19 protein-coding genes are annotated in these 23,823 nt (G+C 69.3%); 17 read left to right on the top strand and 2 right to left on the bottom strand.

All coding sequences use genetic code 11. The features are described from left to right. The first annotated feature begins 238 nt into the window (after positions 1 to 238). Positions 239 to 1,276 (top strand): transglycosylase SLT domain-containing protein, encoded by a 1,038-nt coding sequence (locus ACSVC7_RS22400; RefSeq protein WP_448206736.1) that lies wholly within the window; start codon positions 239 to 241, stop codon positions 1,274 to 1,276. Positions 1,277 to 1,315: 39 nt separating this feature from the next. Here the strand turns inward: ACSVC7_RS22400 and ACSVC7_RS22395 are convergent, their stop codons facing one another. Continuing rightward, on the bottom strand, positions 1,316 to 1,693 hold the full coding sequence (locus ACSVC7_RS22395) for a hypothetical protein (protein ID WP_448206737.1): 378 nt from the start codon (positions 1,691 to 1,693) through the stop codon (positions 1,316 to 1,318). A 216-nt stretch (positions 1,694 to 1,909) separates the two neighbouring features. On the opposite strand from ACSVC7_RS22395, the gene ACSVC7_RS22390 reads away from it, so the two are divergent. The 6 genes from ACSVC7_RS22390 to ACSVC7_RS22365 all read left to right on the top strand — a co-directional run bounded on the left by ACSVC7_RS22390 (position 1,910) and on the right by ACSVC7_RS22365 (position 9,739). Next, positions 1,910 to 2,830: a LysR family transcriptional regulator gene (locus tag ACSVC7_RS22390; RefSeq protein ID WP_448206738.1), complete on the top strand. Its 921-nt coding sequence runs from the start codon at positions 1,910 to 1,912 to the stop codon at positions 2,828 to 2,830. 119 nt (positions 2,831 to 2,949) lie between these two features. After that, a complete protein-coding gene (locus tag ACSVC7_RS22385) occupies positions 2,950 to 4,203 on the top strand; it encodes a carboxymuconolactone decarboxylase family protein (protein ID WP_448206739.1) in 1,254 nt (417 codons plus the stop codon). Positions 4,204 to 4,319: 116 nt separating this feature from the next. Next, entirely contained in the window at positions 4,320 to 4,664 is a 345-nt protein-coding gene (locus tag ACSVC7_RS22380; protein WP_448206740.1) for a hypothetical protein, read from the top strand. A 93-nt stretch (positions 4,665 to 4,757) separates the two neighbouring features. Next, entirely contained in the window at positions 4,758 to 5,462 is a 705-nt protein-coding gene (locus ACSVC7_RS22375) for a TetR/AcrR family transcriptional regulator (RefSeq protein WP_448206741.1), read from the top strand. After that, complete coding sequence (locus ACSVC7_RS22370; protein WP_448206742.1) at positions 5,452 to 6,651, top strand: efflux RND transporter periplasmic adaptor subunit; 1,200 nt, start codon at positions 5,452 to 5,454, stop codon at positions 6,649 to 6,651. The genes ACSVC7_RS22375 and ACSVC7_RS22370 overlap by 11 nt, the downstream gene beginning before the upstream one ends. Positions 6,652 to 6,661: 10 nt before the next feature. Continuing rightward, positions 6,662 to 9,739, top strand: a complete 3,078-nt coding sequence (locus ACSVC7_RS22365) for a MexW/MexI family multidrug efflux RND transporter permease subunit (RefSeq protein WP_448206743.1) — start codon at positions 6,662 to 6,664, stop codon at positions 9,737 to 9,739. 260 nt (positions 9,740 to 9,999) lie between these two features. Here ACSVC7_RS22365 and ACSVC7_RS22360 read toward each other — a convergent pair whose 3' ends face one another. Next, positions 10,000 to 11,001: a LysR family transcriptional regulator gene (locus ACSVC7_RS22360; RefSeq protein WP_448206744.1), complete on the bottom strand. Its 1,002-nt coding sequence runs from the start codon at positions 10,999 to 11,001 to the stop codon at positions 10,000 to 10,002. Positions 11,002 to 11,236: 235 nt separating this feature from the next. Between ACSVC7_RS22360 and ACSVC7_RS22355 the strand changes: the two genes are divergently transcribed. From ACSVC7_RS22355 to kce, 10 genes are all read left to right on the top strand, one after another. Next, positions 11,237 to 12,574: a M20 family metallopeptidase gene (locus ACSVC7_RS22355; protein WP_448206745.1), complete on the top strand. Its 1,338-nt coding sequence runs from the start codon at positions 11,237 to 11,239 to the stop codon at positions 12,572 to 12,574. A 49-nt stretch (positions 12,575 to 12,623) separates the two neighbouring features. Beyond that, positions 12,624 to 14,234: an ABC transporter substrate-binding protein gene (locus ACSVC7_RS22350; protein WP_448206746.1), complete on the top strand. Its 1,611-nt coding sequence runs from the start codon at positions 12,624 to 12,626 to the stop codon at positions 14,232 to 14,234. Positions 14,235 to 14,358: 124 nt separating this feature from the next. Next, positions 14,359 to 15,339: an ABC transporter permease gene (locus tag ACSVC7_RS22345; RefSeq protein WP_448206747.1), complete on the top strand. Its 981-nt coding sequence runs from the start codon at positions 14,359 to 14,361 to the stop codon at positions 15,337 to 15,339. Next, positions 15,336 to 16,220 (top strand): ABC transporter permease, encoded by an 885-nt coding sequence (locus ACSVC7_RS22340; RefSeq protein WP_448206748.1) that lies wholly within the window; start codon positions 15,336 to 15,338, stop codon positions 16,218 to 16,220. Before ACSVC7_RS22345 ends, ACSVC7_RS22340 begins: the two co-directional genes overlap by 4 nt. After that, on the top strand, positions 16,217 to 17,884 hold the full coding sequence (locus tag ACSVC7_RS22335) for an ABC transporter ATP-binding protein (protein WP_448206749.1): 1,668 nt from the start codon (positions 16,217 to 16,219) through the stop codon (positions 17,882 to 17,884). Before ACSVC7_RS22340 ends, ACSVC7_RS22335 begins: the two co-directional genes overlap by 4 nt. A gap of 7 nt (positions 17,885 to 17,891) precedes the next feature. Continuing rightward, on the top strand, positions 17,892 to 18,842 hold the full coding sequence (locus ACSVC7_RS22330; protein ID WP_448206750.1) for a ketopantoate reductase family protein: 951 nt from the start codon (positions 17,892 to 17,894) through the stop codon (positions 18,840 to 18,842). A gap of 22 nt (positions 18,843 to 18,864) precedes the next feature. Further along, positions 18,865 to 20,094 carry a Zn-dependent hydrolase gene (locus ACSVC7_RS22325; RefSeq protein ID WP_448206751.1) on the top strand — a complete coding sequence of 410 codons (1,230 nt, stop codon included), beginning with the start codon at positions 18,865 to 18,867 and terminating at the stop codon, positions 20,092 to 20,094. A gap of 146 nt (positions 20,095 to 20,240) precedes the next feature. Next, positions 20,241 to 21,290, top strand: a complete 1,050-nt coding sequence (locus tag ACSVC7_RS22320) for a histone deacetylase family protein (RefSeq protein ID WP_448206752.1) — start codon at positions 20,241 to 20,243, stop codon at positions 21,288 to 21,290. Then, positions 21,287 to 22,834, top strand: a complete 1,548-nt coding sequence (locus tag ACSVC7_RS22315) for an acetolactate synthase large subunit (protein WP_448206753.1) — start codon at positions 21,287 to 21,289, stop codon at positions 22,832 to 22,834. Before ACSVC7_RS22320 ends, ACSVC7_RS22315 begins: the two co-directional genes overlap by 4 nt. A 50-nt stretch (positions 22,835 to 22,884) precedes the next feature. Next, positions 22,885 to 23,823: a 3,5-dioxohexanoate:acetyl-CoA acetone transferase gene (gene kce, locus ACSVC7_RS22310; protein ID WP_448206754.1), complete on the top strand. Its 939-nt coding sequence runs from the start codon at positions 22,885 to 22,887 to the stop codon at positions 23,821 to 23,823.

Raw genomic sequence — 23,823 nt, 5'->3', positions numbered from 1 at the left:
TTTTCACACCGGCCGGACTTTACTGCGTCTTGACTTCCGTTTCCCTTCCGCCGCGCCGTCTTCGTCAGCGGCGCCGCGTCGGGGAGGCGGGTTATAGGCCGGTCGGCCAAACCGCGCAAGCGCTTTTTGCAGACCCCCAGAGCTTTTTCTATGCCCCAGGAAAAATGGGTGAATCGCACAAAGCCCCGGCGCCGGGCGCGCGAGTCATTGATCACAGCATCGACCATTCAGAAATTGGATGGAATGTGCAATCTTGCCGCCTTCGGTACCGGACCGGTCATCATCGAAAGTGGGCGGCACTGTGCGTTGCAGAATATCGTTCGCGGCTGCGATTCTTTTCCCAAGCTTTCTTGCGGCGTGTGCCAGCACCCCGTCGTCAACCGCGCGTGATCCGAACATCGACGCGCACATCGCCGAGGCCTCGCGCCGCTTCGGCATGCCTGAGCAGTGGATCCGCGAGGTCATCCGGCAGGAGAGCGGCGGGCGCACCATGGTGAACGGGCGTCCCATCACCAGCAACGCCGGTGCCATGGGCCTGATGCAGGTGATGCCCGCGACCTATGCGGAGATGCGCCGCAAGCATGGTCTGGGTCCCGATCCCTACGATCCGCACGACAACATCGTCGCCGGCACCGCGTACCTGCGCGAGATGTACGACCTGTTCGGGTCGCCGGGGTTCCTGGGCGCCTACAACTGCGGGCCGGGCTGCTACGCCGACTATCTGTCGGGGAATCGCAAGCTGCCGGGCGAAACGCGGCGCTACATCGCCTCGATCTCGCCGCGCCTGGACGGCGGGAACACGCCGGGCGGCTATCCGGGTGGCTACGAGGTCGCGAGCGCGCCCGTCGTGTCGGCGCCGGTGGTGTCCGCGCCGGTGCCCGTCACGGCCCCGGCCCCGGTTGTGGTCGCCTCGGCGCTTCCGACGGCGCCGGCTTCCGCGACCCCAATCGCCACGCCGCTGCCGGCCCCGATCGCGGCGGTGCCCATTCCCACAACGCCCGTCGTGGCGGCCCGCGCGCCGGTCGTCGGCGGCTGGACCGTCCAACTTGGCGCTTTCCGCTCGGCGGAAGACAGCGGGCGGATCATCGATCGGGCGCGCAAGGCCGTTCCCGCCACGCTCAGCCGGACGGAGCGCATCGTGCAGGCGGTCGACACGCAGAACGGCCCGCTGTACCGCGCACGCCTCACCGGCCTGACGCAGCAGGACGCCGCGCAGAGCTGCGCGAGCCTGTCCGGAATGGGCATGGCCTGCTTCGTGGTCCCGCCGGGCGCCTGACGGCGCCCTTGGCGGGCCGAAGGCGGCGGACCGAAACGCTCAGAGATCCAGCGGCAGGCTGTCGAGGTCGAGGCCGAGGCGGCGGACGATTTCGGACGCCGTGCCCAGGTTCGTCTCGAACTTCCAGGACTGGTTGGCCGGGCGGAATTCGTTGATGTTCGGGCGCCCGTTGGCAAAGCGGTAGGGCTGCACGCTGTACCAGCGCGCGTCGCTCAAGCCGATTCCATGAGCCGCGGCATACTGCTCCGCGACCTGCGGCCAACGGTTGCCGCCGGGCTGCGAGGGGACGTCGCTGTCCAGGAAGGCGACGATCCGGACACCGTTGAGGTCGAAATCCGCAACCGGCTTCACCCCGGTCCCGGCGGGCTGGCCGCCGGTGGGCGCGGCCGGATGCGGCGGCACTGAAACGTTTTCCATGACTTACGCTCCGATTTGCCTACCAGCGTATAGGGAGCGGCGCGACGGAACCAGAGGCAAAATGCTGCGAAACCGGACTTTGGTGTGCGAATCGCCGGATGGACGGGTCGGCACCCGGCGCTGGATGAATTCGCCGGCGCGATGGCGTACACAGAACGGACAGGGTGGAGACGAGCCCCGCCCCCGCCGCGCGAACAGCACAGGAGGCCGGATCGCATGCGCCCGAACGGACAGCCCGATCTTCGCGCCTTCATCACGGTTGCCGAACAGGCCAGCTTCTCGCGCGCGGCGGAACAGCTTGGCCTGTCCACCTCCTCGCTCAGCCAGATCATCCGTAGTATGGAGGAACGGCTGGGCGTCCGGCTGCTCCAGCGCACCACGCGCAGCGTCGCCCTGACCGAGGCGGGGGAGCGGCTGTTGCGGCGCATCCGCCCGGCCCTGGCCGAGCTGGACGCGGCGGTGGCGGACATCAGCCAGTTCCGCGAGCGGCCGGCGGGCGTGGTCCGCGTGCGCTGCCTGCGGGTGGCCTTCCGCACCTGTGTAGAGCCGATCCTGGCCGACTTCCACGCCGCCTATCCGGACATCCTGCTGGACATCACCTGCGACGACTCCGTGGTCGATCTCGTGGCCGGCGGGTACGACGTGGGCTTCACGCTAGGCGAGGTGCTGGAGAAGGACATGGTCGCCGTCCGCCTCGGCGGGGAGCTGCGGCAGATCGCCGTGGCCTCCTCCGGCTACATCGCGCGGCACGGGCGGCCGGAAACGCCGAAGGACCTGCGGGGGCATCGCTGCCTGCGCTGGCGGTGGCCCGGCCGGTCCACCCCCTACCACTGGGAGTTCTGCAAGGACGGCTCCTGGTTCGAGGTGGAGGTGGACGGCCCGCTGATCGTCAACGACCAGCACCTGCTGATCGACGCGACCGTCAAGGGGGTGGGCATCGCCTTCTGGATCGAGCAGGAACTGCGCCCCCTGATCGAGCAGGGAAAGCTGGTCCCCCTGCTGGAGGAATGGTCGGCGCCCTTCGCCGGCTTCTTCCTGTGCTACCCGCAGCAGCGGCAGATGGCTCCGGCGCTGCGGGCCTTCATCGATGCGGTGAAGGACGGTGCGGCGCAGAGGCCGATTGTTCAGGCAAGCTGAACGGCCAATTGTTCAGCCCGGCTGAAGAACCCATTCAGGACTCGGCCCATGATCGGCGCGGCGGGGGAACGGTAGTGTCCGGGGAAACCATGGACACCACTTCCGCCGGGACTTGAACGATGCCGCACGAGAACGCAGGAACCGAACATCACCAGGACCGCTCCGCCGAAGCACGCCACGCGCGGGGGCTGGAGATCCTGAAACGGATCGGAGGCGAAGGTTACGACCGGCCGATGAAGCGACTGGCCGAGACCGCCCCGGACCTCGCCCGCTTCATGGTGGAATTCGGATACGGCGACGTGCTCGCACGCGGCGGGCTGGACCTGCCGACGCGCCAGCTGGTCACCGTCGCGTCGCTGATGGCGCAGGGCAGCGTCCAGCCGCAGCTCAAATTTCACATGGCCGGCCTTTTGAACGCGGGCGGCGAGCCGGCGGATCTGGTCGAGCTGCTGTTCCTGGCGGTGCCGCTGCTGGGCTTCACCGCGACCATCGACGCGGTCGGGCTGGTGCGCGAGGTCTTTCAGGAGCGCGGGGTGGCCTTCGACCCGCCGCCCCCCGCCGGGGACGACGGCACGGGGCGCGCCGCGCGGGGTCTGCACGTCCTGGCCGCGTTCGAACGGGGCGCGGAGGACTTCCGGGAACTGGAACGCCTCTCCCCGGACTTCGCCCGCTGGTGGGTGGAGTTCGTCCATGGCGAGCTGCTGTCCCGCTGCCGGCTGGCGCCGGACGTTCGGCAGCTGGCCTGCATCGCCATGCTCGCGACCGCCGGCAACCGGGCGGACGCGCTGCGCACCCACGTCGCGGCGGGGCTGCGGGCCGGGCTTTCGCGGGAGGCGATCACCGAGGCGCTGATGCAGCTGAGCGTCTACATCGGCTTCCCCACCGCCCTGAACGCCTTCGCCGTGGCGAGCGCGGTGTTCGCGGAGGAACGTCCCGAGGCGGCCGCGCGGACGGACATGCCGGCGGACCTCCCGCCCTGGACCTCGGAGGAGCGGCAAGGCCGGCTGGAGCGCGGGCTGGCGACGCTGGCGCGGACCTCCGGCGAGGCCGGCGGGCGCGTGGTCAACAGTTTCGACGACATCGCGCCGGACATCGGGCGCATCCTGGTCGAGCACAGCTACGGCGACGTGTTCTGCCGCCCCGGCCTCGACCCGAAGACCCGCGAGCTGGCGGCCTGCTCGGCCCTGGCGGCAGTGGCGACCAAGGCCATGGAGACGCCCCTGCGCGTTCACGTCGACGCGGCCCTGGCGGTCGGGGCCACGCGAACGGAGATCGTGGAAACGCTCCTGAATCTCGCGCCCTACCGGGGCTATGCGGTGGTCGCGCAGGCGTTGCGGGTGGCGGACGAGGCGATGGCGCGGCGGGGAGCCTGACTCAGACACCCGTCCAGCGTGAACGCGGCCATCTGGACCTCGCGCCGGGCCGTTCCTAAATGCAGGGGAAAGGATACGGCTCACCGGACGTCCGCCCGGATTACAGCGAGGTGCCCATGACCGCGTCGATCATCAGCATGGCGGAGGAACGCCTGCTCCGCCGCGCCCCATCCTACCCCCTGCCCCTCGGGCTATCGGATCGCGACTACATCCTCGCCTGCCTGGAGGAGGTCGAGGAGGCGTTCGCCGTGTCGGCCTGCCCGGCGGTTTCGGTGGGCGTGCTGCCCGGTCGGGCGCTGATGCGCCTGTTCCTCGATCTGAGGCGCACGTTGCGCCCGCAGAACGCCGACCAGCGCGCCGCCCACGGGCGCCTGACCAGCGGCATCCTCCTGCTCGACACCGCGCGCGCCATGGCGGAGGAGCAGGCGGAGGCCGACCGCCCCCGGTCAGGGCGCGCGTAAAGCCCGAACGGCTACCCGCTGGACAGTTCAACTTTTCGGTGCTATCCCTGTCCGCCGAAGTGAGTTAGTACTCACTTAATCGATAGGGGCAGCATGGCACGGCTCGGCAACACGGAGAGGCGGGCGGCGATCCTCGACGCGGCGCTGCCGCTCTTCGCGCGCAAGGGCTTCACGGCCACCACGACCAAGGAGATCGCGCAGGCCGCCGGCGTGTCCGAGGCGCTGATCTTCAAGCATTTCCCCAGCAAGGCCGCGCTGCACGAGGCGATCTTCCGCTCCTGCCTGGACGAGGACGGGGAGCTGGAGCGGCTGCTGGCGATGGAGCCCGGCACCGCGACGCTGGTCACCTACGTGCGGGCGCTGATCCACTATTATGTGCTGGAGATTCCGGCCGACCCGGCCAACCTGCTGCCACGGCACCGGCTGACCATCATGAGCCTGCTGGAGGATGGGGAGTTCGCCCGCCTCGCCCGGCGCTGGGTCACCGACCATATCCTGCCCAGCTTCACCGCGTCGCTGCGCGCGGCGCAGGCGGCGGGCGACCTCGTGCCGACGGTGATCGTGCCGGAGAACGCCTTCTGGCTGGCCGATCTTCTGGGGGCCATGATGGCGACCGCCTGCCTGCCCGACACCCCGGTGATCCCGTTGCTCTGCCAGCGCGAGCAGGCAGCCCGGCAGGCGGAAGCCTTCATCCTGCGCGGGATCGGCCTGCGCGACGACGTGATCGCCGCGCACGCGGAACCTCCATTGCCCACACCCGAACCGTCCCGACCAAACGAGACCGACGATGACCAGTGACATCCACACCCCCGCCGACCGCCGGTCCGAGGGAACCATCACCCGCCGCACGGTCAGCCGGGGGCGGATGACGGTCCGGATCGTCATCGTGGCCGTGATTCTGGCGCTGCTGTTCGGCGCGCTCTACGGCTTCAACAGCTTCCGCCAGAAGGCCATCGCCGACTTCTTCGCCGGCAACAAGCCACCGCCCACCCCGGTATCGGTGGCGGAGGCGAAGGCGCAGTCGGTGCCCAAATACCTGAACGCCATCGGCACCCTGACCGCCAGCCGGCAGGTGACGGTGGCGCCGGAGGTCGTCGGCCGCGTGACCCAGATCTTCTTCGAATCCGGCGCCCGCGTGAAGGCCGGCGCGCCGCTCGTGCAGCTCAACGATGCCACGGACCAGGCCGACCTGCTGGCCTTCCGCGCCCAGGCCAAGCTGGCCGAAACGAACCTGGAGCGCGCGCGCAACCTGCTGCGCAACCAGGCCGGCCCGCAGGTCACCGTGGACCAGAACCAGGCGCAGCTGGACGAGGCCAACGCCAACATCAAGAAGACCGAGGCGCTGATCGCCGAAAAGCTGATCCGCGCGCCCTTCGACGGCGACCTCGGCATCCGCCGGATCAATGTGGGCGAATATGTCAACGCCGGCGGCGCCGTCGTCACGCTGACCGACCTGTCGAAGCTCTATGTGGACTTCACCCTGCCGGAACAGTCGCTCAGCCGCATCCGGGTCGGGCAGCCGGTGCTGGTCAACGCCGACGCGACCCCCGGCCAGACCTTCAACGCGGTCATCGACACCATCGAGCCGCAGGTCAGCGCCGACACCCGCGCCATCAAGGTCCGCGCGACGCTGGAGAATCTGGAGCGCAAGCTGCTGCCGGGCATGTTCGCCAACGTCCGCGTCGTGCAGCCGCCGGCCGCCGGCCGCGTCGTGGTGCCGGAAACGGCGGTGGACTTCACGGTCTACGGCGACAGCGTCTTCGTGGTGACCGCGCAGAAGGACGCCGAGGGGAAGGAGGGTCACGTCGTCAACCGCGTGCCCGTTAAGACCGGCGACCGGTTCGAGAACGGGGTGGAGATCCTGAGCGGCCTGAAGCCCGGCGACCGGGTGGTGTCCTCCGGCCAGCTGAAGCTGACCAACGGGGCCGCCGTCGCGCCGGCGGAGGCGAGCGCGCTCGCCCCGCCGCAGACCCTGCCGCTGAACTGAGGGATCGGCCATGGCCTTCACCGACATCTTCATCCGCCGCCCGGTCCTGGCGCTGGTGGTCAGCCTGCTGATCCTGCTGGTCGGGGTCCGGTCGCTGCTCGACCTGCCGATCCGCCAGTATCCGGAGCTGAAGAACACCGTCATCACCATCACCACCTCCTACCCCGGCGCCTCGCCCGACCTGATGCAGGGCTTCATCACCACGCCCATCGAGCAGGCCGTGGCGACGGCGGAGGGCATCGACTACATCTCCTCCTCCTCCACGCAGGGGACCAGCCTCGTCACCGCCTACATCCGGCTGAACTTCGACCCCAACGTCGCGATGACCGACGTCATGTCGAAGGTGCAGCAGGTCAAATACCAGCTCCCGCGCGAGGCGAACGACCCCGTGATCCTGAAGTCCACGGGCGAGACGACCTCCATCCTCTACATGGGCTTCGCCAGTCCGGAGCTGTCCGGGGCGGCCATTTCCGACTATCTGACGCGGGTGGTGCAGCCGCTTCTGTCCACCGTGCCCGGCGTGGCGGAGGCGAAGATCCTCGGTGGCCAGACCTTCGCCATGCGCGTCTGGCTGGACCCGGAACGGATGGCGGCGCGCAACATCTCCGCCGCCGACGTGCAGCTGGCGATCCAGGCCAACAACTTCCAATCGGCCCCCGGCCAGACCAAGGGCGTGTTCGTCGTCACCAACGTCACGACCAACACCGGCCTGACCGACGTGGAGCAGTTCCGGCAGATGGTGGTGAAGTCCAAGGACGGCGCGCTGGTCCGCATGAGGGACATCGCCACGGTGGAGCTGGGCGCCCAGAACACGAATTCCAGCGTGTCGATGAACGGGCAGCAGGCGATCTTCATCGGCGTGAACTCCACCCCCACCGGCAACCCGCTGACCATCGTCGCCGACATCCGCAAGCTGGTGCCGGAGCTTCAGCGCAACCTGCCGCCGTCCCTGAAAATGGACATCGTCTACGACAGCACCCGCTTCATCCAGGCCTCCATCGACGAGGTGCAGAAGACGCTGATCGAGGCGGTCGGCATCGTCATCGTGGTGATCTTCCTGTTCCTGGGGTCCTTCCGGTCGGTGCTGATCCCCATCGTGACGATCCCGCTGTCCATCGTGGGGGCGGCGACCATCATGCTGGCGATGGGCTTCAGCCTGAACCTGCTGACGCTGCTGGCGATGGTGCTGGCCATCGGCCTCGTCGTGGACGACGCCATCGTGGTGGTGGAGAACGTCCACCGCCACCTGGAGGAAGGCAAGTCGCCGGTCGAATCCGCCCTGATCGGCGCGCGGGAGATCGTCGGGCCGGTCATCTCGATGACCATCACGCTCGCCGCCGTTTACGCCCCCATCGGCTTCCTCGGCGGGCTGACCGGGGCTCTGTTCCGGGAATTCGCCTTCACGCTGGCGGGTTCGGTCATCATCTCCGGCATCGTGGCGCTGACGCTGACGCCGATGATGTGCTCCCTCCTGCTGACGCGGGAGATGAACGAGGGGCGCTTCGCCCGCTTCGTCGACCGCACCTTCGCGCGGCTGGAGGGATGGTACGGGCGGCGGCTGGCCGGCGCCCTGGACTTCCGCCCGGCGACGCTGCTGTTCGGCCTGGGCGTGCTGCTGAGCGTCGGCTTCCTCTTCGCCAACACCATGGCGGAGCTGGCGCCGGAGGAGGACCAGGGCATCCTGTTCGGCATCACCAAGGCGCCGCAATACGCCAACCTCGACTATGTGGACGTCTACGGCCGGCAGCTCGATCAGGTCTTCACCCATTACCCGGAGACCGACACCCGCTTCGTGCTGAACGGCATGATGTCGCTGACCCAGGGCTTCGCCGGCATGATCCTGAAGCCCTGGAACGAGCGCACCCGCACCGCCAAGGAGTTGCAGCCGATCGTCCAGGGCGAGCTGGCGAACGTCACCGGCCTTCAGGTCTTCCTGGTGTCGCCGCCGGCCTTGCCCGGCTCCACCGGCGGCCTGCCGGTGCAGCTGGTCATCAACGGGCCGACCGACTACAAGACGCTCTACGACGCCATGGAGCGCATCAAGGCCGCCGCGCGCGAGAGCGGCATGTTCATCGTCAGCGACAGCGACCTCCAGTTCGACAGCCCGGTGATCCGGCTGCGGGTGGACCGGTCGAAGGCGGCGGACCTCGGCCTGTCGATGAAGGAGGTGGGCGACACGCTGGCCGTGCTGGTCGGCGGCAACTACGTCAACCGCTTCAACCTGAACGGCCGCTCCTACGAGGTCATCCCTCAGGTGCCGCGCGACAAGCGCCTGACGCCGGAGGCGCTGACCCAATATTACGTCACCGCCTCCAACGGCGCGCAGATCCCGCTGTCCACCGTCGTCTCCATCGAGACGGCGACGGAGCCGAACGCGCTGACCAAGTACAACCAGCTGCCCTCCGCCACCTTCTCCGCCGTGCCGATGCCCGGCGTGACCATCGGGCAGGCCGTGGACTTCCTGGAGCAGAAGGCGCGCGAGATCCTGCCGGCCGGCTTCGGCCACGGCTACCTGTCGGAATCGCGCCAGTACGTGACGGAGGGCAACCAGCTGATGCTGACCTTCGCCTTCGCGCTGGTCGTCATCTTCCTGGTGCTGGCCGCCCAGTTCGAGAGCTTGCGCGACCCGCTGGTGATTCTGATCTCCGTGCCGATGTCGATCTGCGGCGCGCTGCTGCCGCTGTTCCTCGGCGTGTCCACCATGAACATCTACACGCAGGTGGGTCTGGTGACGCTGATCGGGCTCATCAGCAAGCACGGCATCCTGATGGTGGAGTTCGCCCGCGAGATGCAGATCAACGAACAGGCCGACCGCCGCACCGCCATCGAGCACGCGGCCCGCGTCCGCCTGCGCCCGATCCTGATGACCACGGCGGCGATGGTCGTCGGCCTGCTGCCCCTGCTGACCGCCCACGGCGCGGGTGCGGCCAGCCGCTTCTCCATCGGTCTGGTCATCGTGTCGGGCATGCTGATCGGCACGCTGTTCACGCTGTTCGTCCTGCCCGCGGTCTACACCCTGATCGCCAAGGACCACCACGCCGCGGCCATCTCCCCCCGCGCCCGGGAAATCGCCGCCGCGACGCGGTAGAGAACCTTTTCCACCTTTCCGTGCTTAAAAGCCCCTCTCCCTTGAGGGGCGCGCCGCCGGAGGACGCCGAAGGCGTTCGCCGGCAAGCGTGGTTGGGGTGAGGGTGGCGCCGGCGAACGCCGGCAGGAAACTTTTGTCCCGGCTGCCGCCGGTAACAACCCCTCATCCCAACCCTTCTCCCCCAAGGGGAGAAGGGCTTTTGCCAGCCGAGACCATAATCCGTGGTCGATCCTTGCGAAGCTCCCGACGCGCGATTCCCATCACCCCGCTTCGAACTGTCTTGCTATCCAATCCTCCACCGCCGCAGGGTCGAAACGGCGGTCGAGGGGGATGGCCTCGATGGCGGCGCGGCAGGTCTCGATGAAGGCGCGCTCCGCCCGGTTCAGCTTCGATCCGGCGTTCCACAGCAGGTGCAGGTCCACCGGCGCCACCCCCTCCCCCGGCGGCAGGGGCCAGAGCAGGCCGTCGCGCACGTCCCGTTCCGCCACATGCTGCGGCAGCGGGCCGATGCCCAGCCCGGCAACGATCATGCGCCGCACCTCTTCCAGGTTCACGGACGCGCCGACGATGCGGCTCTCGATCCCCTCCTGCGCGCGGAAGACGGTCAGCGGCGACAGCACGCCGCCGATCTGGTCGGAGGTGAAGGAGACGAACCGCTCACCGCGCAGGTCGCTCAGGGTGACGTCGCGGCGCCCGAACAGCGGGTGCCGGGGGCCGCAGTAGAAGCGGAAGATCTGGCGCGCGAACAGCGCGTGCTCGATCAGCGGCGGCGGTTCGCGCATCAGGCAGATGCCGAGCGAGGCGGTCTTCTGCTGTACCGCCGTGTGGATGTCGGCGCTGGCCATCACGTCCAGCCGGAAGGTGACCTGCGGGTGCGTGGCGTGGAAGCGCTCCAGCAGCCGGTCGAACAGCGGCGATTCGATGCGGCTCGCCAGCAGGATGCGGATGTGGCCGGAGATCTCCTCCCGGATCTCGCGGACCAGCACCCCGAATCGGGAGATGTTGCCGTAGATCTCCAGCACCTCGGCGTAGATCACCTCGCCCGCCTCGGTCACCCGGAACCGCCCCTGGCCGCGCTCGATCAGGGAGCGGCCGAGCTGGTCCTCCAGCCGCTTCAGCGCTTGGCTGATGGCCGGCTGGGTCAGGTGCAGCCGCGACGCCGCGCGGGTCAGCCCCTGTTCCTGCACGATCACCATGAAGGTGCGCAGCAGGTTCCAGTCCAGCTGCTGGCCAAGGCGGTCCAGGTCGCGCGCCGTAATCATGGGAATCCCCAAGACCATAAGTCTCATTTATGTGCCGGATGAGGATTATCGATTTGGCGGGCGATGGAAAGCTGAATTGTAATACCGGCGTACTCAGCGGTCGATGCCTCAGGCGGCTAAGACAAGCCAAAAGCCAGAGGCATAGCCCGGAAGTCGTAATCACCCACAAATCTTTTCGGGATTTGCGGGAACGGCACCGGCGACCGCGCGGCGGAGTGGTAAGAACGGAGTCGTCATGCCCGCGTCCCACAAGGATTCCCCCGAGGATGGTCGGAACACTGCAAATGCGAGCCGGGCGAACGCAAGCCGAGACGCCATCCTGGACGCGGTCGCGGCGCTCCGCGAGGATGGCGTGCGCCTGCTCGCCGATCTGGTCCGCATCCCCAGCCTGCTGGGGCAGGAAGGGCCGGCGCAGGACCTGATGGAAGGGGTCTTCCGCGACCTTGGCCTGGAGATCGACCGCTTCGCCATTGACGAGGAGGCGCTGAAAGCCCAGCCGGGCTGGTCGCCCTCGCTGATCTCTTACGAGGGGCGGGAGAATGTTGTCGGCGTCCACAGGCCGCGTCAGGCCATCGGCCGCTCCCTGATCCTGAACGGCCACATCGACGTGGTGCCGACCGGCCCGGCGGAGCTGTGGTCGGCTCCGCCCTTCGAGCCGGTGGTCCGCGACGGGCGCCTCTACGGACGCGGGGCCGGCGACATGAAGGCCGGCATCGTCGCCTTCGTCATGGCATTCAAGGCACTGAAAAGGCTGGGATTGCAGCCCGCCGCCCCGGTCTTCCTGCAGACGGTGGTCGAGGAGGAATGCACGGGCAACGGTGCGCTCGCCTGCGTGGCGCGCGGCTACAAGGCCGACGCCGCAGTGATCCCGGAGCCGTTCAACCACACGCTCCAGATCGCCCAGATCGGCGTGATCCGCTGCGAGCTGGAGGTGACCGGCCGCCCCGCCCATGTGCTGGACACCGGCGCCGGGCTGAACGCCATCGAGGCGGCCTTCCGCCTGCTGAAGCACCTGAAGGCGCTGGAATCGGCCTGGAACCACCCGGACGGGCGGCATCCGGCCTACGCGCACCACCATCACCCCTACAACCTGAACGTCGGCCACATCGACGGCGGCGAGTGGGCCTCCTCCGTCCCCACCCGCTGCCGGATGGAACTGCGCTTCGGCTTCCCGCCGGGCCGCTCCGCCGCCGAGGTCAGCGCGGAGATCGAACGCGCGGTGGCGGAGGCCGGGCGCACCGACCCCGACCTCAAGGGCATCGACGCGCGCGTGATCTTCCGCGGCTTCCAGGCGGAGGGCTGCACGCTCGACCCCGGCCACCCGATGCTGGAGGCGCTGGACGCCGCCCATCGCTCGATCTTCGGCGCGCCGGCGCCCAAACTGGCCCAGACCTGCACGACGGACGTCCGCAATTTCGTGCTCTACGGCGACACCCCGGCCACCTGCTACGGCCCGGAGGCCGAGCGCATCCACGGCATCGACGAGTCCGTGTCGCTCGACAGCCTCGCCAAGGTGACCGCCGTGCTGGCGCTGTTCATGGCCGACTGGTGCGGGCTGGAGGCGGTTTCCTGAGGGGCATCACATTTTCTGAAGACCAACAAACAATAAGGAGGCTTCATACATGAGCAACCGTCTGCGGTATCTTCGACAATCCCTCACGGCTGCGGCTCTGGCGGCGGCGCTGGCCACCCCGGCCCTGCTGTCCGCCCCCACCGTCGCCGTGGCGCAGGAACGCGGCGGCACGATGAACATCATCGTCCAGCCCGAGCCGCCGATCCTGGTGCTGGGCCTGAACCAGCAGGGGCCGACGCAGACGGTCGCCGGCAAGATCTACCAGGGCCTGCTGACCTTCGACTTCAACCTGAAGCCCCAGCCGGAACTGGCCGAGAGCTGGGAGGTGTCGCCGGACGGCAAGACCTACACCTTCCATCTGGTGAAGAACGCGAAGTGGCACGACGGCAAGCCCTTCACCGCCCAGGACGTGGTCTTCTCCACCTCCAAGTTCCTGATGGAGACCCACCCGCGCGCCCGCGCCGTCTTCTCCAAATGCGAAAAGATCGAGGCGGTGGACGATTACACCGTCCGCTTCACGCTGAAGGAGCCGTTCGGTCCCTTCCTCCAATCCTTCGAGGTGTCGTCGGCCCCGATGATGCCCAAGCACATCTACGAGGGCACCGACTTCAAGGCCAACCCGGCCAACGCCACCCCGATCGGCACCGGCCCCTTCAAGTTCAAGGAATGGGTCAAGGGCTCCTACATCCACCTCGTCCGCAACGACGAGTACTGGAAGTCCGGCAAGCCCTACCTGGACGACATCTATTTCCGCGTGATCCCGGACGCCGCGTCGCGCGCCGTGGCCGTGGAGCAGGGCACCGTCCAGCAGACCCAGTTCAACGACATCGAGACCTTCGACGTCCCGCGCCTGAAGCAGCTGCCCAACGTCGAGATGACGACCAAGGGCTACGAGTTCTTCGCGCCGCTGTCCTGGATCGAGATCAACACCCGCGTGAAGCCGCTGGACGACAAGCGCTTCCGCCAAGCGATGATGTACGCCATCGACCGCAAGTTCATCCGCGACAAGATCTGGTTCGGCCTCGGCCGCCCGGCGACCGGCCCGGTCAACTCGGTCACCCGTTTCTACGAGCCGAACGTCCGCAAGTACGACTACGACCCCAAGAAGGCCGAGGCGCTTCTTGAGGAAGCCGGCTACAAGAAGGGCGCCGACGGTACCCGCGCCAAGGTCCGCCTGCTCGTCATGCCCTACGGCGAGACCTGGACGCGGCTCGGCGAGTATGTGAAGCAGGCGATGAAGCGCGTCGGCGTCGACGTGACGCTGGAGACGACCGACTCCGCCGGCTGGGTCAACCGCGTGTCCAACTGGGACTACGACCTGACCTTCAACTTCGTCTACCAGTACGGCGACCCGGCGCTGGGCGTGTCGCGCACCTACGTGTCGGACAACATCCGCAAGGGCGTGATGTTCTCCAACACCATGGGCTACGCCAACCCCGAGGTGGACCGCCTGTTCGCCCAGGCCGCCCAGACCAACAAGGACGAGGAGCGCCAACAGCTTTACTCCGCCGCCCAGAAGATCCTGGTGGAGGACGTGCCCGTCGCGTGGCTGTTGGAGATGGAATTCCCGACCTTCATCGACAAGCGCTTCAAGAACGCCATCACGACCGCCATCGGCGTGAACGAGACTTACGACAGCGTCACCATGGTCAAGAAGTAAAGGGCGCGGTTGCCCCCTCCCCATCCCTCCCCCGCTCCGCGGGAGAGGGGGCCTAAGTTCCCTCCACCGCCGAAGGCGGGGGAGGGTTAGGGAGGGGGCAACACGCCGCCGCAGGAGTGCTTCCATGCCCCGCATCGCCGTGTTCATCTCGCAACGGTTGGTGAAGGCGGTTTTCGTCGTGCTGACGATCGCCGTGTTCAACTTCTTCCTGGTCCACGCCGCCCCCGGCGATCCCGCCGCGGTGATGGCGGGGGAGGCCGGGGCCGCCGATGCCAAGTTCGTCGAACAGCTCCGCCAGCAGTTCGGCCTCGACCGGCCGCTGTACGAGCAGCTGGGCACCTACATGGGCAAGGTCGTGCAGGCCGACCTCGGCTATTCCTACCGGCAGCAGCGGCCGGTGTTCGACCTGCTGATGGAGCGGCTGCCCGTCACCCTGTCGCTGACGCTGACCGCCTTCGTCCTGGCGCTGATCGGCGGGGTGGCGCTGGGCACGCTGGCGGCCATGCGCGCCGGCACATGGTCGGACACCGCCATCACCGTCATCGGCCTGACCGCCTACGCGACGCCGATCTTCTGGATCGGGCTGATGCTGATCCTGCTGTTCTCGGTCAACCTCGGCTGGCTGCCCGCCTTCGGGACGGAGAGCATCGGCGCCGGCTACACCGGCTGGGCGGCCTTCCTCGACCGGGTGGAGCATCTGGTGCTGCCGGTCACGACGCTCGGCCTCTTCTACATGGCCGTCTACACGCGGCTGACCCGCGCCTCGATCCTGGAGGTGCGCGACATGGACTTCGTCAAGACGGCACGGGCCAAGGGCCTGCCGGAATGGCGCATCGTCTCGGTCCACATCCTGCGCAACGCCATCCTGCCCGTCATCACGGTGGCGGGGTTCCAGGCGGGTCACCTGATCGGCGGCTCCATCCTGATCGAAACCGTCTTCGCGCTGCCCGGCATCGGGCGCCTCGCCTTCGAGGCGGTGCTGCAGCGCGACTATCAGGTGCTGCTGGGCATCTTCCTCCTGACCTCGGTGGTGGTCGTGATCTTCAACCTGCTGACCGACCTGATCTATTCCCTGGTGGATCCGCGGATCGAGGTGGCGCCATGACCGACACCACCCCCGCCGCCGTCATCGCCCCCGCCCGCAAGGGCTCCGGCTTCTGGCGCGCCTTCGCCCGCAACAAGGGCGCGGTGCTGGGCCTGATCTTCCTGGCGCTGATCGTCCTGATGGCGGTCTTCGCCGATGTCCTCTACCCCACCAGCCCCTGGGACATGACCGCCGCCCCCTTCCAGCCGCCCTTCTCGGAGGACGCGCTTCTGGGGTCCGACACGCTGGGCCGCGACATCGCGGCGGGCATCGCCCACGGGGCGCGGGTGTCGCTGCTGATCGGGCTGATCTCCACGGCCGTGGCGGTGCTGATCGGGGTGTTCCTGGGGGCCGTCGCCGGCTTCTACGGCGGCTGGGTGGACGACGCGGTGATGCGCTTCACCGAGCTGTTCCAGACCATCCCGAACTTCGTGCTGGCCGTGGTGCTGGTGGCGATCTTCACGCCGTCGCTGACCTCCATCGTGCTGGCCATCGCCATCGTCTCCTGGCCGCCGCTGGCCCGGCTGGCGCGCGGCGAGTTCATGAGCCTGCGCAGCCGCGAGTTCGTGCAGGCCGCCGTGACCACCGGCCAGTCGAACCTGACCATCATCTGGCGCCAGATCCTGCCCAACAGCCTGTCGCCGATCATCGTGTCGGCCTCGCTGATGGTGGCGACGGCGATCCTGCTGGAAAGCTCCCTCTCCTTCCTCGGCCTCGGCGATCCGAACCTGATGAGCTGGGGCTACATGGTGGGCGCCGCCCGCACCGTGATCCGGCAGGCCTGGTGGATGAGCTTCTTCCCCGGCATCGCGATCCTGCTGACCGTGCTTGCCCTCAACCTCGTGGGCGAAGGGCTGAACGACGCGCTGAACCCCAAGCTGGCGCGAAAGGGACGGGCATGACGACCACGACACCGCTTCTCGACGTACAGGGCCTCTCCATCGCCCTGCCGCCGGGCGCCGACCGCGCCTTCGCCGTGGAGGACCTGACCTTCGCGCTGAACCGGGGCGAGATCCTCTGCGTCGTCGGCGAATCCGGCTCCGGCAAGTCGATGACCGCGCACGCGGTGATGGGCCTGCTGCCCAAGGCGGTGAAGGTCGCCTCCGGCACGCTGCGCCACGACGGGACCGACGTGCTGAGCCTGCCGGAGCGCGAGCAGCGCGCCTTGCGCGGCGGCCGCATCGCCATGATCTTTCAGGAGCCGATGACGGCGCTGAACCCGCTGATGCGGGTGGGCGACCAGATCGACGAGGTTCTGCGCTACCACACCACGCTCGACCGGGCGGCACGCCGCGCGCGGGTGGTGGAGCTGCTGGCCTCCGTCGGTCTGCCGGATCCAGACCACCTGCGCCGCAGCTACCCGTTCCGCCTGTCCGGCGGCCAGCGCCAGCGCGTCATGATCGCCATGGCGCTGGCGGTCGAGCCCGACGTGCTGATCGCCGACGAGCCCACGACCGCGCTGGACGTCACCACCCAGAAGCAGATTCTGGAGCTGATCCGCGACGTCCAGGCCAAGCGCGCCATGGGCGTGATGTTCATCACCCACGACTTCGGCGTGGTGGCGGAGATCGCGCACCGCGTCGCGGTCATGCAGAAGGGCCGGATGGTCGAGATCGGCCCGGCGGCCGACGTGCTGAACCGGCCGCAGCACCCCTACACCCGCCAGCTGATCGCCGCCGTCCCGCACCTGATCGAGCACCGCGCGGACTTCACCCACGAGCGCAAGCCGGTCCTGACCGCCGAGAAGGTGTGCAAGACCTTCCACATCGGCGGCGGCTTCTTCAAGCCGGGGCGCAGCGTGGTCGCCGGCAACGACCTGTCGCTGACCATCCACGAGGGGGAAACGGTCGGTCTGGTCGGCGAGTCCGGCTCCGGCAAGTCGACGCTGGGCCGGTCCATCGTCGGGCTGATCAAGCCGGACAGCGGCAGGATCCTGTTCGAAGGGGCGGACCTGCTGTCGCTGTCGCGCCCGGCCTTCCGGCCCTACCGGCGGCATGTGCAGATGGTCTTCCAGGACCCCTACGCCTCGCTGAACCCGCGCCACACCGTGGGCGACATCATCACCCAGGGACCCGTGGCCTTCGGCGAGGACCGCAACAAGGCGCTGGAGAAGGCGCGGGAGCTGCTGACTCTGGTCGGCCTCGACGCCTCGGCGGCGGAGCGTTTCCCGCACGAGTTCTCCGGCGGGCAGCGGCAGCGCATCTCCATCGCCCGCGCCCTCGCCCTGGAGCCGAAGCTGCTGATCGCGGACGAGCCGGTGTCGGCGCTGGACGTGTCGGTGCAGGCCCAGGTGCTCGACCTGCTGGAGGATCTGCGGCACCGGCTGAACCTGTCGATGCTGTTCATCACCCACGACCTGCGCATCGCCGCCCAAATCTGCGACACCATCGCCGTGATGCAGAAGGGCCGCATCGTGGAGATCGGGCCGGCGCGCGAGGTCTTCGGCAACCCGCAGCACGCCTACACGCGCCAGCTCCTCGACGCCATCCCCGGCAAGGGCTGGACCATGCCGGCGGACATCGAGCCGCCCGCCCGGCGCGGTGCGGCGCTGCGGCACAGCGCATGAGGCCCCCGTGAAGATCGCCGTCATCGGGGCCGGCGCGGTCGGGGGGCTCATCGCCGCGCGGCTGATCGCCGCCGGCCTGCCGGTCCCCCTGGTCGCCCGGCGCCGGACGCTCGACACGCTGCGGCGGGAGGGGCTGTCGGTCGAAGGCCCCTCGGGCCGCCCGGTCACGGTGCGGCCCCAGGTCACCGACGACACGCTGTCGCTCGGCCCGCAGGACGCGGTGATGCTGGCCGTCCCCGCCCCGGCCCTGCCGGAGGTGCTGGAGCTGCTGCCCCCGCTGCTGGGCCGCGAGACGCGGCTGGTGGCGGTGGTCGGCGGCGTTCCCTGGTGGTATCCGGCTGGAAAGGACGGCGCTCGGCCGCTCGCCTCCGTCGATCCGCAAGGGCTGCTGTGGAACGCCATCCCGGCGGAGCGGATCGTCGGCGCCGTCGCCCGCGTGGCGGTGGAGCGGCGCTCCCCCAGCTACCTGCGGCACCTGGGCGGCCTGCGCCTCGCCCTCGGGCCGGCTGTTGGCCCGGCTGTGGGACAGGACGGCGTCGGCGACCTCGCCACGCTGTTCGGGGCTGGCGGCTTCAACGCCGTCGCGGTGGACGACATCCGGGCGGAGGTCTGGGCCGCGCTGACCGGGCCGCTCGCCTTCGGAGCGCTGGGGATCGTCACCGGCCTGCCGCCCCAGGCCATCGCCGGCCACGCGGAGCTGCGCCCCGTGCTGGAGGCGGTGGTGGCGGAACTCTCGGGGCTGGCGGCGGCGCTCGGCCATCCGGCGCGTGTCGGGCTGGACGAGTTGTGGACGCTCGCCCAGCAGCCCGGCCGCATCCATCCGGACCTCACCGCCGACCGGCGGACGGAGGTGGAGGCGGTGCTGGACGCGCCCCTGGAGTTGGCGGACCGGGCGGGGGTCGCCCTGCCCACCGTGAACACGCTGCGGGCGCTCGTCCGCTTGAAGACTCAACGATAAACACGAATACGGGATAGGGATCATGTCAGAGCTGCGCATCGACGGCGACCGCCTGTGGCGGACCCTGATGGACCTCGCCAAAATCGGCGCCACGCCGAAGGGCGGCCTGTGCCGGCTGGCGCTGACCGACCTCGACCGGCAGGGGCGCGACCTGTTCGTTTCCTGGTGCCGGGACGCGGGCTGCACCGTCACGGTGGACGAGGTGGGCAACATCTTCGCCCGCCGCCCCGGCCGCACCCCGGACCGCCCCGCCGTCTGCATGGGCAGCCACCTGGACACCCAGCCGACCGGCGGGCGCTTCGACGGCATCTACGGCGTGCTGGCGGGGCTGGAGGTGATCCGGTCCCTCAACGACCAGAACATCGAGACCGACGCCCCCATCGACCTGATCGTCTGGACCAACGAGGAGGGTGCCCGCTTCTCCCCGCCCATGCTGGGATCGGGCGTCGCCATGGGCGTCTTCACGCTCGACCATGTGCTGGACATCCGCGACAACGACGGCCTGCGGCTGGGCGACGAGCTGGCGCGCATCGGCTACAAGGGCACCGTCCCGGTCACCGGCCACGTCCTGGGCGCCTATTTCGAGGCGCACATCGAGCAGGGTCCCGTGCTGGAGGCCGAAGGCTTCGCGATCGGCGTCGTCACCGGCGCCCAGGGTCAGCGCTGGTACGAAGCCACCGTCCTGGGCCGCGAATCCCACGCCGGCCCGACGCCCATGCGGATGCGCCGCGACGCGCTGGCCGGGGCCGCCGTGATGATGGAGGCGGTGGAGGCCATCGCGCTGGAAGTCGGCGGCGACGCCTGCTCCACCATCGGCCGCATCCGGGCGGAGCCGGACTCCCGCAACGTCATCCCCGGCCGCGTCTGGTTCACCATCGACCTGCGCAACCCCGACGCCGGCCAGCTCGCCCGCATGGACGTCCTGCTGCGGGAGCGGCTGGCCGCCATCGCGGAGAAGCGCGGCCTGACGCTGGAGCTGACCGACTTCTGGGCCTTCCCCACCACACCCTTCGCGGCGGATCTGGTCGGTCGCGTGCGCGACTCCGCCCAGCGCCGGGGCCTCCGCCACCGCGACATCGTGTCCGGGGCCGGCCACGACGCGGTCTATGTCGCCCGCAAGGTGCCGACGGCCATGATCTTCATCCCCTGCGAAGGGGGCCTGAGCCACAACGAGGCCGAAAACATCCAGCCCGACCAAGCCACCGCCGGCTGCACCGTGCTGGCCGACGCCGTCCTGGCGACGGCCGGTTGACTTTTCTCCCTCTCCCCTCTGGGGAGAGGGTCGGGGTGAGGGGGTCCCGCTGCCTTGGTACGTCCGGGACAAGCACACCCCCCTCACCCTAACCCTCTCCCCTCTGGGGAGAGGGGATGAACACTATTCCTCCGGAGCCCCCATCCATGCGCTACATCTTTGCCGAGGCCCAGTTGCGCCACCGTCCGCCCACCTTCCTGGTGCGCGGACAGCCGAAGCCCTGCCCGGAGAAGCCGGAGCGGGCGGACGCCCTCGTCGGCTCGCTGCGGGCGCGCGGGGTGGCGGTGGAGGAACCGCCGTCCTACGGCGCCGGCCCACGCGCGGCGGTGCATTCGGCCGACTATCTGCGCTTTCTGGAGACGGCCTACGAGCGCTGGGCGGCCCTGCCCGACGCGGCGGAGGTCATTATCCCCAACGTCCACCGCAACACCGACATGGCCGAATACCCGACGGGCATCGTCGGTCAGGCCGGCTGGCACATGGCCGACACCGCCTGCCCCATCGGCCCCGGCACCTGGGAGGCCATCTGCGCCGGCGCCGACACGGCGGCCCATGCGGCAACATTGGTGGCAAGCGGGCAGGAGCGTGCGGCCTACGCGCTCTGCCGGCCGCCGGGGCACCACGCCTCGCGCGATATGGCCGGCGGCTTCTGCTACATCAACAACGCCGCCGTGGCGGCGCAGGCCATGCTGCCGATCTACGCCCAGCAGGGCCGCGCGCCGCGCGTCGCCATCCTGGACGTGGACGTGCACCACGGCAACGGCACGCAGGCGATCTTCTACGAGCGCGACGACGTGCTGTTCGTGTCGATCCACGGCGATCCGAACAACTTCTACCCCTGGTTCGCCGGCTACGCGCACGAGCGCGGCAAGGGCATGGGCCTGGGCAGCAACCTGAACATCCCCTTGCCCATGGGGACGGAGGAGGCGACCTTCCTCGACGCCGTGGACACCGCGCTGGCGCAGATCGCCGCCTTCGGGCCGCAGGCGCTGGTGCTGTCGCTGGGCTTCGACACCTTCATCGGCGACCCGCTGGCCTTCTTCAAGGTGACCACGCCCGGCTTCGCCACGCTCGGCCGCAAGATCGCCGGGGCGGGTCTGCCGACCGTGCTGGTGCAGGAGGGCGGCTACGACTGCGACGCGCTGGCCGCCAACCTCGCCAGCTTCCTGGATGGCTTTGAAGGGAAACAGGCATGATCGGCGCGGAAATCCTCGTCAGGACGCTGCTGGCGAACGGGGTGGGCGCCTGCTTCGCCAACCCCGGCACGTCGGAGCTGCACGCGCTGGCCGCCTTCGATTCCATGCCCGGCGTACTGTGCGTCCCGACCCTGTTCGAGGGCGTGGCGACGGGCGCCGCCGACGGCTACGCCCGCATGACGGACAAGCCGGCGGCGACGCTGCTGCATCTCGGGCCGGGGCTGGCGAACGGGCTCGCCAACCTGCACAACGCGCGGCGCGCCCGCGTGCCGCTGCTGAACATCGTCGGCGACCACGCGACATGGCACCGGGGCTTCGACGCGCCGCTGACCTCCGACGTGGAAGCGCTGGCCGCCCCCATGTCGGCCTGGGTCCGCACGGTGCCGAACGCAGCCTCCGTCGCCCGCGACACGGCGGACGCGATCCGCGCCGCCCTGACCCCGCCCGGCGGTGTGGCGACGCTGATCCTGCCGTCGGACTCCTCCTGGGACGAGGCTCCGGCGGTCGAGCCCATCCTCGTGGAGGCCCCCGCCCCCACGCCCCCGGACGCCGACGCCCTGCGCAGCGCCGCCCAGGCCCTGCGGAGCGGCGGCCGCGTCGTGGTGATGCTGAACGGCCCGGCAACCCGCGCCGAGGGCTTGGCCCTGGCCGGCCGGATCGCCGCGAAGACCGGGGCCAAGCTCTACGCCCACACCGGCGCGACCCGCATCGAGCGCGGCGCCGGCCGCGTGGCGGTGGAGCGCTTCCCCTACCCCATCGACCTCGGCCTCGCCGCGCTGGCCGGCGTGGAGCACATCATCCTGATCGGCGCCACGGAGCCGGTGGGCTTCTTCGGCTATCCCGACAAGCCCAGCCGCCTCGCCCCCGAAGGCTGCCGCATCCACAACGTCGCCCCGCCGGGCACCGACGCGCTGGCCGCCCTGCGCCAGCTGGCCGAGGAGACCGGCGCCGCCAGCACGCCCGAACCGACCCAGCGCCTCGCCCTGCCCACCCCCGCCACGGGCGCGCTGACCGCCGACAGCATCGGCCAGTCGCTGGCCGCCCTGCTGCCGGAGGGCGCCATCGTCGTGGACGAGGCGATCTCCTCCAGCTCCATGGCCTACGCGCCTTGCGCGGGTGCCCGGCCGCACGACTGGCTGACCATCACCGGCGGCTCCATCGGCATCGGCATGCCGCTGGCGCTGGGGGCGGCGGTCGCCTGCCCGGACCGCAAGGTGGTGAACCTCCAGGCCGACGGCAGCGGCATGTACACGCTGCAAGCCCTGTGGAGCCAGGCGCGCGAGAAGGCCGATGTGGTGACCATCGTCTTCGCCAACCGCCGCTACGGCATCCTGCAATGGGAGCTGGGCAACCTCGGCTTCCGGGAAATGGGGCCGAACGCCCGCAACTGCACGGAGCTTGGCCGCCCCGACCTGGACTGGGTCACCCTCGCCCGCGGCATGGGCGTACAGGGCGGACAGGCGACGGACGCCGACAGCTTCAACCGCCTGCTGAAAGCGGCGTTCGCGCGGAAGGGTCCGTTCCTGATCGAGGCGGTGCTGTAGTTCCCCTCTCCCGGGGCGGGAGAGGGAAAGAAAAAACCGGGAGGAACATCATGTCCAAGAAAGCCACCCGCAAGGTCATCGTCACCTGCGCGGTCACCGGCTCCATCCACACGCCCAGCATGTCGCCGCACCTGCCGGTGACGCCCGACCAGATCGCGGCGGACGCCATCGCGGCGGTGGAGGCCGGGGCAGCCATCGTCCATCTGCACGCCCGCGACCCGCAGACCGGGCGCCCCACCCAGGATCCGGAGCTGTTCGGCCGCTTCCTGCCGCGCATCAAGCAGGCCACCAAGGCGGTGGTGAACATCACCACCGGCGGCAGCGCCGCCATGACGGTGGAGGAGCGGCTTCGCCCGGCCACGCACTTCCAGCCGGAGGTGGCGTCGCTCAACATGGGGTCGATGAACTTCGGGCTGTACCCGATGCTTGACCGCTTCACCGAGTTCCAGCACGACTGGGAACAGCCCTATCTGGAGGGCAGCCGGGACCGCGTCTTCAAGAACACCTTCGCGGACATCGAATACATCCTGCGGACCTGCTCCAGCAACGGAACGCGGTTCGAGTTCGAGTGCTACGACATCTCGCACCTCTACACGCTGGCCCATTTCCTGGACCGCAAGCTGGTGACGCCTCCGCTGTTCGTGCAGTCGGTCTTCGGCATCCTCGGCGGCATCGGCCCGCATCCGGAGGACGTGATGCACATGAAGCGCACGGCCGACCGGCTGTTCGGCGACCAGTATGTCTGGTCGGTGCTGGGCGCCGGGCGCAACCAGATGCCCATTGCGGCGCAGTCCCTGACGCTGGGCGGCAACGTGCGCGTCGGGCTGGAGGACAATCTGTGGGCCGGCCCCGGCCGCCTCGCCACCTCCAACGCGGAGCAGGTGCGGATGGTCCGCAGCCTGATCGAAGGGCTGGCGCTGGAAATCGCCACCCCGGACGAGGCCCGCGCCATGCTGGACCTCAAGGGCGGCGACGCCGTGAATTTTTGA

It is taken from the genome of Azospirillum mesophilum (assembly GCF_053470405.2).
The sequence above is the reverse complement of the archived record's forward strand: the minus strand, read 5'-3'. Positions and strand labels throughout refer to the sequence as shown.

Bases quoted from the DNA above. Each gene is read 5' to 3' on its own strand.
- ACSVC7_RS22345 (WP_448206747.1), top strand. From the start codon at position 14,359: ATGCCCCGCATCGCCGTGTTCATCTCGCAACGGTTGGTGAAGGCGGTT.
- ACSVC7_RS22365 (WP_448206743.1), top strand. From the start codon at position 6,662: ATGGCCTTCACCGACATCTTCATCCGCCGCCCGGTCCTGGCGCTGGTG.
- ACSVC7_RS22350 (WP_448206746.1), top strand. From the start codon at position 12,624: ATGAGCAACCGTCTGCGGTATCTTCGACAATCCCTCACGGCTGCGGCT.
- ACSVC7_RS22395 (WP_448206737.1), bottom strand. From the start codon at position 1,693: ATGGAAAACGTTTCAGTGCCGCCGCATCCGGCCGCGCCCACCGGCGGC.
- ACSVC7_RS22400 (WP_448206736.1), top strand. From the start codon at position 239: ATGGAATGTGCAATCTTGCCGCCTTCGGTACCGGACCGGTCATCATCG.
- ACSVC7_RS22315 (WP_448206753.1), top strand. From the start codon at position 21,287: ATGATCGGCGCGGAAATCCTCGTCAGGACGCTGCTGGCGAACGGGGTG.
- ACSVC7_RS22355 (WP_448206745.1), top strand. From the start codon at position 11,237: ATGCCCGCGTCCCACAAGGATTCCCCCGAGGATGGTCGGAACACTGCA.
- ACSVC7_RS22370 (WP_448206742.1), top strand. From the start codon at position 5,452: ATGACCAGTGACATCCACACCCCCGCCGACCGCCGGTCCGAGGGAACC.
- ACSVC7_RS22320 (WP_448206752.1), top strand. From the start codon at position 20,241: ATGCGCTACATCTTTGCCGAGGCCCAGTTGCGCCACCGTCCGCCCACC.
- ACSVC7_RS22340 (WP_448206748.1), top strand. From the start codon at position 15,336: ATGACCGACACCACCCCCGCCGCCGTCATCGCCCCCGCCCGCAAGGGC.
- ACSVC7_RS22380 (WP_448206740.1), top strand. From the start codon at position 4,320: ATGACCGCGTCGATCATCAGCATGGCGGAGGAACGCCTGCTCCGCCGC.
- kce (WP_448206754.1), top strand. From the start codon at position 22,885: ATGTCCAAGAAAGCCACCCGCAAGGTCATCGTCACCTGCGCGGTCACC.
- ACSVC7_RS22335 (WP_448206749.1), top strand. From the start codon at position 16,217: ATGACGACCACGACACCGCTTCTCGACGTACAGGGCCTCTCCATCGCC.
- ACSVC7_RS22375 (WP_448206741.1), top strand. From the start codon at position 4,758: ATGGCACGGCTCGGCAACACGGAGAGGCGGGCGGCGATCCTCGACGCG.
- ACSVC7_RS22325 (WP_448206751.1), top strand. From the start codon at position 18,865: ATGTCAGAGCTGCGCATCGACGGCGACCGCCTGTGGCGGACCCTGATG.
- ACSVC7_RS22390 (WP_448206738.1), top strand. From the start codon at position 1,910: ATGCGCCCGAACGGACAGCCCGATCTTCGCGCCTTCATCACGGTTGCC.
- ACSVC7_RS22360 (WP_448206744.1), bottom strand. From the start codon at position 11,001: ATGATTACGGCGCGCGACCTGGACCGCCTTGGCCAGCAGCTGGACTGG.
- ACSVC7_RS22385 (WP_448206739.1), top strand. From the start codon at position 2,950: ATGCCGCACGAGAACGCAGGAACCGAACATCACCAGGACCGCTCCGCC.